Genomic DNA, 14,686 nt, shown 5'->3' on the forward strand with positions numbered 1-14,686 from the left:
GATGGCGAGCCAGAACGGACGCTGTCAAGCGCTCCGCCCTGAGCGTCGCCGCTGCCGTCGATCGCTTGTCCCGCGGCCGCGGGCCCGGCGCTCGACGTCGTCCATCGTGCACACAGGACGGCGGGGAAGGCCAGGTTTCGTCGCGCGCCGATCGGGCGATCAGCGCTTCCAGGGATCGACGATATCGCCGGTTGCTTGCGGCCTTACCATGGAGGCCGTGGGCGCCGTGGGCGCCGCCGGACGGCCCGTCGCCGCGGTCGGCTTCGCCGGGATCGGGACGGCTGTGCCCTGGGTGCGGGGCGGCTCCTGCGCGAGCGGCGCGGGCGCCGCCGTCGCGGCCGCGGTCGCGACCGCGGGCGGCTCGTCGATCGCCCTGGCAGGCGCTGTCTCCGCCGGGAGGGCGCCGGGAGCGCCGGCGGAGGCGGCCTCGGGCGGCTCCTCGGCCGCCGCCTCGGACGCCGAGGCGCGCAAGGCGCGGACGCCGAGGGCGATGACGATGGGCACGAGGACCGCCGCGAGCGCGATCGCCACGCGCGCGGCCATCGAGAGCGGCTCGGACGGCTCCGCGGGCGCCTGGACCGGGGCGAGCATCTCCTCGTGCGCGCGCGGCCGTATCGACTCGTGCGCTCGCGGCCGTATCGACTCGTGCGCGCGCGGCCTTATCGACTCGTGGCGAGGCAGCTCGCCCGGGGGCGCGACGGAGACCCCGCGGCCCGGCGGATCGAGGGCGAGCTCGATGGCCTCGACGAGGTCGGCCATCGAGGAGAAGCGCTCCTCGGGGTTCTTGGCGAGGCAGCGCATGACGATCGGGCCGAACGCGCCGAGCGTGGTGGCGTCGGGCATCACCTGCTCGAGCGGCTCGGGCGACATGTACATGTGCTTGGTCAGCACGCCCATGTACGTGTCCGCCTCGAAGGGGACGCGCCCCGCGAAGCACTCGTACATGAGGACGCCGAGCGCATAGATGTCGGCGCGGGCGTCGATGCGCTTCCCCTCCGCCTGCTCCGGGCTCATGTAGTGCGGCGTCCCGAACACCATGCCGATGCGCGTGAGCCGCTTGCCGCCGGTCACCTTCGCCACGCCGAAATCGAGCAGCTTGACGAACTCCTGATCGCCGTTGCGGACGAGGTACACGTTGTCGGGCTTCAGGTCGCGGTGGATGACGCCCGCGGCGTGCGCAGCCCCGAGCGCCGCGGCGCACTGGAGCATGATCTGCCCGACCCTGTCGGCCGGCAGCGTCTTCTCGGTGCGCAGCAGCGACGCGAGGGAGGTCCCGGAGAGGAACTCCATGACGAAGAACGGCAGCTCTGCCTGCCCCGTCTCGACCTCGATCGCGCCGAAGTCGCTCACGGCGACGATGTTGGGGTGGCCGATCGCCGCGGCCGCCTTGGCCTCCTGGATGAAGCGGGCGACGAGCTCGGCGTCCTGCGCGATGTCGTGCCGGAGCACCTTGAGGGCGAAGAGGCGGCCGAGCGACTTGTGGCGCACCTCGTACACCGTCCCCATCCCCCCTTCACCCACGACCGCCTGCACCTCGTAGCGGCCGTCGATGGTGCGCCCGAGCATCGGATCGGCCGACGGGTTCCAGTCGGGCGCGTCGGCGAGCGGGTCGCCGTCGAACGGGCAGAAGCGGGAGTCGCCGGAGAAGGTCTGCTTGCAGGTCGGGCAGCGCCGCGCGCGCGGGGTCTGCTTCGCCCTCCCCCGGCGCGCCGGCCCGTCGAAGCGCGCCGGCAGCGGCGGGATCGCCGGGCGCGCGTCGACGGGCGCTCGCAGCGTATCCGCGCGCGGCGGCACGTCGCTGCGGAACGCCGCATCGCTGCGCGGCGGCACGTCGCTGCGGAACGCCGCATCGCTGCGGAACGGCGCATCGCTGCGCGGCGGCACGTCGCCGCGCGGCGGCACATCGCTGCGGAACGGCACCTCGCTGCGGGGCGGCACATCGCTGCGCAGCGGCGCGTCGCTTCGGGCTGGCGGCACATCGCTGCGCGCCGGAGGCAAATCGCTTCGGGCTGGCGGCACATCGCTGCGCGCCGGAGCCTCGGCAAATGGCTCGTCTCCGTGCAGCCGCGGGATGTCTTCCCGATGGAACAGCTCGGCAGCCTCGGACTCGCCGGCGGTCATCTCGGGCTGAGCATCCCCGGCCATGCGGAGCGTCACTGGCACCCCATCGAGTCTAGCCGAAAGCGCGCTCAGTGGTTCGGATCAGATGGCGCCAGTTTGGCGACCGCCGTGGAGCGCCCCCCCCGAGGGTCGCCGCGCGCGGCGGACAGCGCGCCTGGAAGGACTCAGATCTCTTCCAGAATCTTCGCCTTGCGGGCCTGGAACTCCTCGTCGGTGATGAGGCCCTTGCTCTTGAGCTCCCCGAGGCGCTCCAGGCGCTGCTCGATCGACGGCGCTGCGGCGGGGGCAGCCTGCGGCGCGCCCGGATAGCCCTGCGGCGCGCCCGGATAGCCCTGCGGCGCGCCCGGGTAACCCTGCGGCGCACCCGGGTAGCCCTGCGGCGCACCCGGCTGCTGCATGTGCGGCGGCACGAACTGAGGCTGGCCCTGCGCCGCGAGCGCGGGGTTCATCGCCTGCGCCAGGCCGGCGCCGATCGCCACCTGGGCGCCCAGCCCCGCGACGCCGCTGCCGTCGCCGCCCTGCGCCATGCCCTGGCCGGCGCCCATCATGGCCTGGCCGGCGGCGTAGTTCTGCCAGTTGCCCGCCAGCTGCTGCACGTACCGAGCGTCCTGCTGGAACCGCTGGTCGAGCTCGAACTGCTTCGCGCGGGCGGTGTCCTGCGCGACGCCGACGCCGCGGCGCGCATCGCCGCGCGCCTTGTTCGCCTCGCGGAGGAGCTTCTGCTCCTCGGCCGAGAAGTTGATGTTGAAGTTGCCGATCTCGAGGATCTTGCAGCCGATCTCCTCGAGGTTCGGCGCGGACTGCACGATGCGGGCGCCGAGCTCCAGGCTCATGCCGCCGAGGTTGAGCAGGCTCTTCTGCTGCTGCGCGCAGACCTGGCCGATCACGGTCTTCACGCTCATGAAGAACTTGCCCTTGATCCAGCTCAGGACGACGTCGTTGTCGCCGCTGCCGCCGCACTGCCCGTGGTACCCGACGACGAACCGCACCGGATCGACCACGACCAGCGAGAACTCACCGAAGATGCGCGGCGTCACGAACTCGAAGAGGACGGGGTCCTCCATCGACTCCAGCGGCCCGCCGAACGGCACGCCGCGGACCGGCTGCGTCTTGACGAAGAAGATCTCGGCGATGAAGACGTCCCCGCCCGTGAACTTGTTGACGAGGTTGTTCAGGAACGGGATGTTCTGGGTCTGGAGGGTGTGGCGCCCTGTGGGCAGGTAACCCATGTACCTGCCGTCCTTGAAGAAGAGGGCACACTCATCGCTGTCGACCGTCAGCTGCGACCAGAAGGGGACGTTCTGATCCGGGTGCTTGTAGACGATGAGATGCTTCGCCGCGTCCGGGCGCGCGATCATCATCTCGCGGACGCCGCTCTTCACGAAATCGAAAATCCCCATGTCGCGCTCCTCTTCGGTGTGCTCGGTGTGCTGGGTGTAACGGACCTGCCGGTCCCCTGCCCCCCGGGACCTCGGGCTTCATTCCGGCAGGCGGCGCGCAGGGCCCGCGCCGTTCATTCTCCGTTGACGATCGCCGCGCCTTTCAGGCACACAGCGGCCTCAGGATAATCCGCAGATCGCAGGGCAGCAATGCCCGCCGGGAGGACCGCATGCCCGTTGCTCCGCTTGCTCTGCCAGCTCTGCTTGCTCTGCTCGAGCCGCTGGGGCCACCTGGGGCCGCGCCGGCGAGGGCGCCTCGATGACGGCGCCGATCGACGTCGGCTCCCTCTCGGCGCCCGCGCAGAAGCTGGCGCAGCCGAGCGCGCCGCAGAAGCTCAGGGAGATGGCGGCGCGCGGCATCGCCCCCGGGCTCAAGCCGGGCGAGGTCGTGACGGTGCTCGTGCTGCTCGCCTCGCGCGAGGAGGAGCCGGCCCGCGAGGCCGCGGAGAAGACGCTGGCGGCGCTCCCCGAGCCGCTGCTCCAGGGCGCGCTCGGCGCGGATCTGCAGCCGCCGGTCATCGATCGGCTGGCCCGCGCGTATGCGGACCGCCTCCCGGTCGTCGAGAGGCTCTGCGCGATGCCGGGCATCGCCGCGGAGACGCTCGAGGAGCTCGCGCGGACCGGGGGCGAGGCGGTGACGGAGCTCATCGCCGTCAACGAGGAGCGGCTGCTCAAGAACCCGCGCGTCATCGAGAAGCTCTACCTCAACAAGAACACGCGGATGTCGACCGCCGACCGCCTCGTCGATCTCGCCTCCCGCAACGGGGTCGAGCTCACGGGCATCCCGGCGTGGCGCGAGGTCAGCGTCGCGATCAAGGACGAGCTCATCGCGGAGCCGTCGCCCGAGCCCACGCCGGACGACGTGCTGTTCAGCGAGACGCAGGCGCTCGCGGAGGCCCTCGCGGCGGACGAGCCGGTCGACACCCACGTCGAGGACGAGGAGGGCAAGGAGGAGATCAAGGAGCAGTACGTCCCGCTCTACAAGCGGCTCGCCGACATGACCATGTCGCAGCGGATCCGGCGGGCGATGCTCGGCTCGCGCGAGGAGCGCATGCTGCTCGTGCGCGACTCGAACCGCCTCGTGGCCAGCGCCGCCGTGCGCAGCCCGCAGATGCAGGAGGAGGAGGTCGTCCTCATCAGCCGCAACCGGAACATCTCGGACGAGGTGCTGCGGATCATCTCGACGACGCCCGAGTGGCTGAAGAGCTACACGGTGAAGCGGAACCTCGTGGAGAACCCGAGGACGCCGGTGCTCGTCGCGACGCGGCTGGTCCAGCACCTGCGCGAGTCCGATCTCCGGGGCATCGCGAAGAGCAAGAACGTGACGTCGCCGGTGAAGGACGCCGCGAGGCGGCACCTCGAGCGGCGCAAGAGCTGAACGGGGGACGAGCGATGAGCGACCTGGTCCGCTTCGGCGTGGCGATGGATCGCGCGCTGCTGGCCGACTTCGATCGGCGGATCACCGCGCAGGGCTACGAGAACCGCTCGGAGGCGCTGCGGGATCTGGTCCGCGCCGACCTGACGCGCGCCGCCCTGGACGAGGGGGCCGAGGTGGCGGCCACGCTGACGCTCGTCTACGAGCCCGAGGTGCGCGAGCTCGTGCTGCGGATCTCCGAGCTGGAGGAGCGGCGCGCGGGTCTGGTGGTCTCCAGCCTGCTGGTCCGCCTCGACGCGGACCGGCTGCTCCAGGTGATGGTGCTGAAGGGCCGCGGGCAGGAGCTGTCCGAGCTCGCCGGGCAGCTCGCCGGGGCCAAGGGGGTGCTGTCCTGCGCGCTCACGCCGGCCGCGGCGCTGCCGGGGGCGGCGCGCCGGTAACAGGGGCCGGCGGCCGGCCGCAGGGCCGACGCGGCGGGGCGAAGGCCGTCACTTGCGCAGCTCCACCACCGTACCGGCCCCCTGGTTCGCGCAGCAGACGTAGCCGTCGTCGACCGCGATGGCCCTGGAGCCGCTGATTTACGCGTCGTCGCCGGGGCTTTCAGCCACCTTCACCGTGGTCTTGGGCGGGTCGACGATGAACGTCACGAGGCGCTCCTTGGCCTCGAACTCCTGCCGGTAGATCACGGCCGAGCGCTTGTACTTGAAGGGGCCGACGCGCACCCGGTGCCAGAGGCCGCGGCCCTTCACGTACGCCGGCTCGACGTACGCCTTGTGCCCGCGCCGGCGCAGGGCCGCCGCGAAGTTCTCGGCGTCGGTGGGGTCCTTGAACGAGCTCACCTGGAGCTGGTAGCTGCCAGGCCCTCCCCGCTCGGTCTCGGGCCCCTCCTCGCGCGACACGTGGCGGGCCATCGCCGTGAGCGTGTCGTTCGGGGCGACCTCGCCCCCGGAGGGCCCGAGCACGTGCTGCGCCGGCAGCGGGACCACGGGCAGCCGGTCCGCGGCAAGCGGCGGGGCGGGTGCGGCAGCGGGCGCCTCGGCGGAGGTGGCCGCCCTGGCCGCCCGCGGATCGCGCACCGCCTCGAGCGCTGTCGTCGGGTGCTCCGCGTCCGAGAGGACCGCGGGGAACGTCACGTCCTCCCCGATCGTGGCGGGGCGCGGGGCCGGCTTCACGCCGGCCGGGTGGGCGCGCGCGACCAGATCGCCGAGCGGATCGGCGTTGACCGGCCGCTCGCGGTGCGGGGCGCGCAGGAGCGCCACCCCCGCGAAGACGATGCACGCCCCGCCGAGCGAGGCCAGCACCAGCGCGCCCGCGCGCGACGGGCGAGCCCCGGGATCCTCTTCCTGGATCTCCTCGAGGTTCCGCACCGCCCCGGTGTCCATGCTCTCGCCCTTGCTGCGCCTCATGCGTCCTCCTCGCCCCGTCTACCCTGCCCCGCCGGCGACCAACAACTTTCGTGTGCTACTTTATCCTACATCCCCCGGACGGGTCCGGTCTCTGCGAGCGCTCTCGGGCGAGCGCGCACTTCGGCGGGGCCGGGCAGCCTCGCATGCGCGGCGCGTGCGGGGAAAGTTCTCGGCCGGCGCCGGGCGCGCGCTGCCCGCCCTGTTCCCGCGGGCTTCGTCCGCGGTGAGCCGTCCCGCGACGCTGCCGTGACTCAAGGGGGCCGATCGGATCACGAGGCGGCAGGAGGCGTTCGGTCATTCTCAGCGGAGCCCCACGACCATGGTGATGCGCGCCGGCGCTCTCGCCCCCCCGCGACGGCTCGGCGTTGTCGCCTACGCGAGCGACGAGGCGCTCGTGGAGGGCCTCCGCGCGAGGCATCCCGCCGCGCTCTCCGCCTTCCACGAGCGCTTCTCCGGGCACGTGCTCCGCGTCCTCGGCCGGCTGCTCGGCGGCAGCCGCGACCTCTCCGACGCTCATCACGACGCCTTCGTCCGCGCGCTGTCCTCCCTCGACACCCTGCGCGATCCGGCGGCGCTGAAGGCGTGGATCACCTCGGTCGCCGTGTTCACGGCGCGGACCTGCATCCAGCGGCGCGCGCGCCGGAAATGGCTCCTCTTCTTCGCCCCCGACGAGCTCCCACCCCTCGTGGAGCCCCCGTACCAAGGTGAAGCCCACGAGGCGCTGCGCGCGACCTATCGCGCGCTGGAGCGGCTCCCCGCCGACGAGCGCATCGCGTTCGCGCTGCGGCGCATCGAGGGGATGGATCTCCAGGAGGTCGCCGACGCGTGCGGCGTCTCGCTCGCGACCATCAAGCGGAGGCTGGCCCGCGCCGAGGTCCATTTCCTCGAGGCGGCGCGGGACCAACCCGCCCTCGAGGAGTGGCTGAAGGGAGGCGCGCGATGAGCGATCCTCCGTCGCTCGATCGTCTTCGTGAGCTCCGCCGGGCCCAGGATGAGGAGCTCGCGGCGCAGGATCTCGATGGTGCGCGCCAGCGGTTCCTGGAGGTCGCGGCCGGCGGCTCCTCCCGTCCCGGGGCTGCCCGCCTCGGCCCCGCGCGTGCTCGGTGGCTCGCGCCGGCGGCCCTCGTGGCGCTGGCAGGAGCTTGCGCCGCGCTGCTCCTCGTCCTGCTCCCGTCGTCGCGGTCGCTCTCGTTCGCGGTCGGCTCGGCGCAAGGCCAGGTCGGGGCGTGGATCGCCGCCGGCGCGGACGCTCCTCTGGCGGTCGCCTTCTCGGACGGCACGTCCCTGGCGCTGGACGCGAACGCCCGGGCGCGCGTGGTGGCCGCCGACGCGCGTGGCGCGCGCGTGCTGCTGGAAGGCGGCCGGCTCACGGCGACGGTGACCCACACCGCGACGAGCGCATGGAACTTCGACGTCGGCCCGTTCGACGTGCTGGTCACCGGCACGCGCTTCGAGCTGAGCTGGTCCCCGGCGAGCGAGGAGCTCAAGCTGGTGCTGCGGGAGGGCTCGGTCGCCGTGTCGGGGCCGCTCGTTGGGGGGCGACGCACCGTCGCTGCGGGAGAGACGCTAGAGGTCTTCTGCAAGGAGCAGCGCTTCGAGCTCACGCGCGGGGAGCTGCCCGCCGCCGCCCCGCCTCCGCCGCCTTCCACGCGCATCGACCAGGCGGCCTCGGAGCCGGCCCCCGCGGCGACCGGCACCAGCGAACGAGCGAGGATCGCGAAGGCCGCGGACGCCTCCCCGCGCCCGCCGAGCTGGCGCGATCTCGTGGCCGGCGACAGGTACCGAGAGGCCATGACCGCGGCCGAGGCCGAGGGCTTCGACGGGCTCGTCGCCCGCGCGAGCGCGGCGGATCTGCTGATGCTCGCGGACGTCGCGCGCTTCTCCGGGAAGCCGGATCGCGCCGCGGCGGCGCTCACCGCGGCGCGGAGCCGGTTCGCGGGCTCCGGCGAGGCGGCGAAGGCCGCCTTCCACCTCGGCCGGATGGCGTTCGACCAGCGGCGATCGTACGCCGAGGCCGAGCGCTGGTTCCTCGTGTACCTCGAGGAGCAGCCGGGCGGCTCCTTTGCGCAGGAGGCGCTCGGGAGGGTCATCGAATGCCGGGAGTCGATGGGCTCGGCCAGCGAGGCCCGCGAGGCCGCGCGCCGCTACCTGGCGCGCTATCCGGCGGGGCCGCACGCCGCGCACGCCAGGGATCTCCTCGAGGGGGAGTGAGTGCGGTCTCGAAGGCCGGCTCGCGCGGCGCACGGCGGAGCCTGGGCGCTCGGGCTCTGCCTCCTCGTCGCCTCCGAAGCGCGCGCGGCGCCGCCCGAGCCGCCGCCGGAGCCGCCGCGCCCGAAGGTCGTCCTGATCGCCGATCGCCGCTCGGATCCCATCATGGCGCGCGTCTACGCCGAGCTCGCGACGCTCGGATTCACGGTGGAGGTCGTGAGGGTGCCAGGCGCCGATGCGCCCTCCCACGGACCCATCGAGACGAGCGCGCGCGAGGCCGAAGCGGCGGTGGCGCTCCGCGTGGCGGAGGTGCCAGGCGGCGTCGAGGTCTCGATCGCCCAGGGTGCGACGGGCAAGTCGGTCCAGCGCACCGTGATGGCCGACGATCCCGCCACGGTCGCGATCCGCGCGGTGGAGTTCCTGCGCGCGAGCCTCCTGGAGGTGCGCTCTCCCCCGCCATCGCGGGGCGAGGTTGAAGCCGATCCGGCGGCCCCCGCCGTCGTCGACGCGCGAGAGCCGCCGCCGGCCAGGCCCGCGCCCGTCGCCGCCCCCCTCGCGCGAGCCGACGGCGCCTCCCAGGCGCGCCCTCCTCCGCCATCCCGGCCAGGCGCGACCGCGAGCGTACCGACGACGTTCGGCGTCGCGGCGGCGCCGGCGGTCCTCTGGAGCCCCGGCGGCGTGCCTGCCACCCCGATGCTGGACGTGTCGGGGTACGCGATGATCCGGCCTCGACTGGGGCTCTCCACCTTCGTCCAGATCCCGCTCGCCACCGCGAGCCGCGAGGGCAAAGAGGGCACGCGGCGCGTGCGGGTGGCCCTCGCCTCGCTGGGGGTGCGCGTCCCGCTCGGCCCCACCGACGCCGCGTGGCTGCCTTCGATCGGCGCGGGGCTCGCCGCCGCCTGGCTGCACGTCGAGGGCGAAGGCCGCTCGCCGGGATACGTCGGCAGGTCGAAGGACGCGTACGCGGTCGCGCCGTACCTGCGCGCTGGGCTCTCGTTCGCGCCGACTCCACACCTGCGAATCAGCGAGCACCTGCTCGCCGGGATCGCGGCGCCGCGCATCGTGCTCGACGCCGCAGGCCGCGCGACCGACACGTGGGGTCGCCCGTTCCTTGGCGCATCTCTCGGGGTGGAGCTCGTGCTGCCATGAGCCGAAATGGGCAGCTGCCGTGACCTCAGCGCAGAACATCTGGACGCCGGGCGCCTCGGCGCTCGGCGTGGAGGACCGAATGAAGATCACGGCTACGAAGCTCTGGGCCCTTGGCTTGTCGGCGGCCTTCGCGTCCGCGCAGGCGGCGTGCGGCGACCGCCATATCGATTCGATCGTCGAAGTCCACCTGGCCACCTCCGTCGAGGGCGCCACCGAAGGGCCGTGGGCTGCCTGCGTGGCCCCGCCCGGGGATGAGGGCGACTTCTCCCTCCCCCACGTCTGTCCGGATCCCGAGGCGAACGGGGAAGAGCGCACGTGCATGGTGTCGTACGTGGCCGAGCGGCAAGAGGATGGATCGATGTGGTGCGACGTGGCGGCGCTCTGCAACTACAGGTGCGAAGTCGCGGAGGACTGCCCGCGGCCGCCGAGCGGAACCGCCACGCCCATGTGCAACACGGTCTGCTGGTTGCCCTGCGACGAGAACACCACGTGCCCGAGCGGGATGGAGTGCTGGCACCAATACCACGGGCCTGGCCTCACCGACGAACAGGGCGTCTGCATGTGGAAGTACGAATGTGACTGAAGGTCGAGGTCGACGGACCTGGCCCCGTCGGGGAGAGCCCGCTCGTTCTCGTTTCTTCCGGGCGTCGCGTCCCTGGCGCACTGGATGCGCTGGCCCAGTGGCGTGATTTTTCTCACAAGCCGGCCTCCAACGATCTCCGAGTGAAGAGCGCGCTCGGGGCGACCCAACGCCAGACGCGGCGGCTTTCTCCGGGGTGGTCGGCGGCTTTCCATGGGCGAGCGAGCTCGAGCGTGAGAAATTGCGGGCACATGCCTTCTTGCGCTCGCACCTCGCCCCCTGCGACCAGGCCTTCGCACCGCGGGCTCGGCGCGAGCCGCCGGGTGACCAGCGCGCTGCTGCTGACGACCTTGGCGGCGCTCGGCGGGGCGGCCTGCTCCGATTCTTCCGCGCCGCAGCCGGGAGCCGAGGCGAAGGCCTCGAGGGCTGTCCAGAGCGGCGCCAGGTCGCTTCATGCCGTGCCTTTCGACCTCGAGAAGACGATGCGTCGAGCGCGCCTCGCCTTTCGCCGGACGCCCGGAGGCACCTTCAGCGGCGGCTTTGGCGCCTACCGGGCGCGTGTCTCCGAGGAGCGCGTGGAGCTGGGCCTTGCCGGCAGAGCCGCTCGAGGCGCGGCCCCGTCGGTCCCGGTCGCGTTCGAGACGTCTGGCTTCTCGTGCGGCGGAGGCGAGCTCGCGTCGCCCGAGCGGCGCGGCGCCGAGGTGGTCGCCGACGGTCACCTCGCGCTCGATCGCGGTTGGGCCGTCGAGCACCTCGCGAACACGGAAGAAGGCCTTCATCAGAGCTTCTCCTTCGCGGAGGCGCCGTGCGCGGGGGCGATCGAGGTGCGGCTCCGCGTGACGGGGGCCACGTACCGCGGGTACTCCGCGGGCTCGGGGCATTCGTTCGTGACCGAGGACGGTCGGGTGGTGAGCTACGGAGACGCGACATGGCGCGACGCGACGGGCGACGTCGCCTCGCTGGCCGTCGAGCACCTGGGCGAGGGCGCGCTGCGCATCGTGGTGCCGGAGGAGGTCCTGGCGGGCTCCATCTTCCCCGCCGAGATCGATCCGCTCCTCACCTTGCGCATCCCGCTGAACGAGCCGGTGCTCGGCTTTGCGCGCCTCGATCAGTCGATGCCGGCGATCGGCTTCGACGGCACCAACTACCTGGTGATCTGGAACGACCACCGGGCCATCGACGAGAACTACCGCAAGCTCTTTGCCACGCGCGTCACGCCGGCCGGAGAGGTCCTCGATCCGGGGGGCATCCCCGTGCTCGAGAACGGCACGGCGGAGCACCCTCCCGCCATCGCCTTCGACGGCACCAACTACCTCGTGGCGTTCGTCGACATCAGCGGCTGGGTTCGATTCAACCGCATCACGCCGGCGGGCGTCCCGCTCCACGGCCAGGGCGGGGTGGCGATCGAGAAGGCCCTCGGACGGGACGTCGCGGTCGCCTTCGACGGCACGAACTACCTCGTGGCGTGGCCGACGCACACGGACTCGAGCTCGAACATCAAGGCGCGGCTGGTGAGCGCCGGCGGCACCTTCGTAGGCGCCTCCTTCAACGTCGCCACCCAGGTTCAGGCGCAGCTCGAGCCGCGCCTCCTCTTCGATGGCACGAACTACTTCGCGACCTGGTCGGATCGTCGGGGCGGGGGCGTCGCCGGCTTCGACATCTACGGCGCGCACATCTCGCCTGCGGGCGTGGTCCTCGAGCCGAACCACATCGCGATCGCGGCCGGCGCCTACGATCAGATCAAGCCGTCCGTCGCCTTCGACGGCACGCGCTACCTGGTCGCCTACCAGAACGGGACCGATCGCCCGCAAATCGAATCCGTGCGCGTGAGCCAGGCCGGCGTGGTGGAGGACGCGGTGAGCCAGAAGCTCTCTGCTGAGCCCGGCACGCACGTCGCCCCCTCGGCGGCGTTCGACGGGACGAGCTTCGTCGTCGTCTGGAGCTCCGGCAACGCTCTGGACGTGTTCGTGAACCGGGTGAGCCCCGACGGCGCGGTCCTGGGCGGCGCCGGGAGCGCGCTCGTCACGGCCAGCGGGAGAAAGGCGCTACCCACCGTGTTCTGCGGCGCGGCCGGGTGTCTCGCCGCGTGGGAGGATGGGCGCTTTGGCAATGGAAGCTTTGCTGGCGACGACGACGTGGAGGTCTTTGGCACCCGCATCGCGGACGGCGCCGCCCTCGACGCCGGAGGCCTGCACCTGAGCCGGGCGGCGAGCGAGCAGTCGATGCCCGCCATCGCCTACAGGGATGGAAACTATTTCGTGGTTTGGCAGGACTACCGCGAGGGGACGCGCACCGACCTCTATGGCGCGCGCGTCAGCGAGGCGGGCACCGTCCTGGATCCAGCCGGAATCCTGATCAACAGCGCGCCGTACGATCAGCTCGAGCCTCGCCTCGCGGCGAGCGAGAGCGGCTATTTCGTGGTGTGGATCGACGGACGCAGGAGCGGCAGCAACTACACCCGCCGCGACGTGGTTGGAGCGCGCGTGACGCCGGACGGACAGGTGCTCGATCCGGACGGCATCGCGATCTCGGTGGGCGGCTCCGATCAGACTCCGGCGGTCTCCTCGGATGGCTCTGGGTACCTCGTCGCCTGGCAAGATACGGCTGGCGGTGACAACGACAAGCTCGAAGCGTCGCGTATCGGCGCGGACGGCGCGGTGCTCGACGACCCGCCGCTGCTCGTGGCGCAGCGGACGGGCGCGAGCCACGTCACGATGGCCCATGGGGCAGGTCAATATTTCATCGTCTGGCACACGCCTGGAACGAGCCTCCTGCCGAGCGGGACGCGAGGCGCGCGCGTCCTGCCCGACGGCACGCGCCTCGATCCGAGCCCAGGTCTCAGCCTGGGTACGGGCATGTTCCCCGCGGTCGCCTACGACGGCACGTCCTTCGTGGTCGCGGCGCGACGGGTCGCCAGCAGCAGCGTCAGCTCGTCGACCTACCGGATGTGGGCGACCCGCGTGTCGCCGAGCACGGGCAACGTCCTGGATCCGAGCTGGATCCAGCTCTCCGCGACGAGCATCGCAGGGTACTCCGGCGCGTGGTATCGGCAGGGACCGGAGCTCGCCTTCGACGGCGTCGACACGCTCATCGTGTGGCCCGGAGGCATCACAGAGAAGAAAATCCACGGGGCGTGGCTCTCACCGGCGGGCGATGTGGTCCTCGGCACGACGCTCCTGTCGTCGTCGACCGGGGCGTACCACTCGCCGACCGTGGCAGCGGTCGGGGACGGACGCAGCTCGCTCGTCACGTACGTCTTCGGTGACCAGACGACTGGCGTTCAGAACTATCGCGTCAATGCCAATCAGATGGACGCCGCGTCGCAAGGACAGGAGTGCGAGCTCGACATCCAGTGCAAGAGCGGGCACTGCGTCGATGGTGTCTGTTGCCGAACGACTTGCAGCGCGGCGACGGATGACTGCTCCGCGTGCAGCGTGGCGGCGGGCGCTGCCGTCGACGGGATCTGTGGTTCCACGAACGGCAACAGCTGCGGCGCAAGCGGTATCTGTATCAAGGGCTCGTGTGACGTCGCAGGGACGGGCGTCACGAGCACCGGAGGTGCAGCCGGCAGCGCCAGCACGAGCGCCACGGCAGGCGCCGCGAGCAGCGGCGGCAGCGGCGGAGAGAGCGGTGCGAGCGCCGCCGGCACCGGAGGTGCGAACACCGGCGGCGCCGGCGGTGAGAACGGCGCTGGGGGCGCCAGCAGCGCCAGCACGACCGCCACGGCAGGCGTGGTGACCAGCGCAGGCGCAGGCGGTGAGAACGGCGCTGGGGGCGCCAGCAGCGCCAGCACGACCGCCACGGCAGGCGCGGTGACCAGCGGCGGCGCCGGTGGCGCGAGCAGCGGCGGCGGAAGCGCGGGCAGCGGCGCTGCGAGCACGGGTGGCGCTGGAACGTCTGCGGAAGGCGCCTCGACGAGCGGCGGCACCGCAACGGATGGGTCGAACAGCTCGGCTGGTGGTGGCGGAGCTTCTACAGGCGGCGCGCCCCCCGATTCGAGCGGCTCTGGCTCAGCCGACGCGGACCCGTCGGACGATGGAGGATGCTCGTGCGCTCATATCGGAACGACGAGGTCGGGCGCATCGACCTCCCTCTGGCTGCTCGCACCGCTGGCCCTCGGCGTGCTCCGAAAGCGGCGCGCTCTACGCGCCGGCCATCGCTTGCCCTCTGGCTGAGCCCACCGCCTGACCCGCGCGGAGCGCGACCGTCCTGGAGGGGGCCTCTCCCGGTCCGGCGCCGGTCGATTCAACAGTTCCTGGTCTTCGTGCGCCGCGCGATGTCACCGCGCCCGGACGAAGAACGTCGAGCGCGGTGGCAGCTTCAACCACGATCGCAGCTTGAGCCAAGATGACCGGCTCCGTCTCGCGACGAGTGCTTCACCTCGATGCATCGCACGGAGCTGGTCGAC

Annotated in this window: 10 protein-coding genes; 7 read left to right on the forward strand and 3 right to left on the reverse strand. The window is 72.3% G+C overall.

Annotated features, from left to right (window positions below):
- Positions 1-159: 159 nt before the first annotated feature.
- A complete protein-coding gene (locus WMF14_RS20705; RefSeq protein WP_437803279.1) occupies positions 160-2,145 on the reverse strand; it encodes a protein kinase domain-containing protein in 1,986 nt (661 codons plus the stop codon).
- A gap of 140 nt (positions 2,146-2,285) precedes the next feature.
- Positions 2,286-3,521 (reverse strand): SPFH domain-containing protein, encoded by a 1,236-nt coding sequence (locus WMF14_RS20710; RefSeq protein ID WP_272099320.1) that lies wholly within the window; start codon positions 3,519-3,521, stop codon positions 2,286-2,288.
- Positions 3,522-3,819: 298 nt separating this feature from the next.
- On the opposite strand from WMF14_RS20710, the gene WMF14_RS20715 reads away from it, so the two are divergent.
- Complete coding sequence (locus WMF14_RS20715) at positions 3,820-4,938, forward strand: hypothetical protein (RefSeq protein WP_437803280.1); 1,119 nt, start codon at positions 3,820-3,822, stop codon at positions 4,936-4,938.
- 14 nt (positions 4,939-4,952) lie between these two features.
- On the forward strand, positions 4,953-5,375 hold the full coding sequence (gene nikR / locus WMF14_RS20720; protein ID WP_272099324.1) for a nickel-responsive transcriptional regulator NikR: 423 nt from the start codon (positions 4,953-4,955) through the stop codon (positions 5,373-5,375).
- Positions 5,376-5,513: 138 nt separating this feature from the next.
- Here nikR and WMF14_RS20725 read toward each other — a convergent pair whose 3' ends face one another.
- On the reverse strand, positions 5,514-6,341 hold the full coding sequence (locus WMF14_RS20725) for an SPOR domain-containing protein (RefSeq protein ID WP_437803282.1): 828 nt from the start codon (positions 6,339-6,341) through the stop codon (positions 5,514-5,516).
- Between the two features lie 319 nt (positions 6,342-6,660).
- On the opposite strand from WMF14_RS20725, the gene WMF14_RS20730 reads away from it, so the two are divergent.
- The 5 genes from WMF14_RS20730 to WMF14_RS20750 all read left to right on the forward strand — a co-directional run bounded on the left by WMF14_RS20730 (position 6,661) and on the right by WMF14_RS20750 (position 14,453).
- The gene (locus tag WMF14_RS20730; protein ID WP_437803283.1) at positions 6,661-7,284 is read left to right on the forward strand and encodes an RNA polymerase sigma factor; all 624 of its coding nucleotides are present in this window, start codon (positions 6,661-6,663) and stop codon (positions 7,282-7,284) included.
- Positions 7,281-8,552 carry a tetratricopeptide repeat protein gene (locus WMF14_RS20735; RefSeq protein ID WP_437803284.1) on the forward strand — a complete coding sequence of 424 codons (1,272 nt, stop codon included), beginning with the start codon at positions 7,281-7,283 and terminating at the stop codon, positions 8,550-8,552. Before WMF14_RS20730 ends, WMF14_RS20735 begins: the two co-directional genes overlap by 4 nt.
- Positions 8,553-9,698 carry a hypothetical protein gene (locus WMF14_RS20740; RefSeq protein ID WP_437803285.1) on the forward strand — a complete coding sequence of 382 codons (1,146 nt, stop codon included), beginning with the start codon at positions 8,553-8,555 and terminating at the stop codon, positions 9,696-9,698. It begins immediately after the preceding gene.
- Positions 9,699-9,777: 79 nt separating this feature from the next.
- On the forward strand, positions 9,778-10,281 hold the full coding sequence (locus WMF14_RS20745) for a hypothetical protein (protein WP_437803286.1): 504 nt from the start codon (positions 9,778-9,780) through the stop codon (positions 10,279-10,281).
- Between the two features lie 248 nt (positions 10,282-10,529).
- Complete coding sequence (locus tag WMF14_RS20750; protein WP_437803287.1) at positions 10,530-14,453, forward strand: hypothetical protein; 3,924 nt, start codon at positions 10,530-10,532, stop codon at positions 14,451-14,453.
- Positions 14,454-14,686 lie beyond the last annotated feature (233 nt).

Source organism: Sorangium sp. So ce693, from assembly GCF_051521375.1.
In the GTDB taxonomy this organism is placed as follows: domain Bacteria; phylum Myxococcota_A; class Polyangia; order Polyangiales; family Polyangiaceae; genus Sorangium; species Sorangium atrum.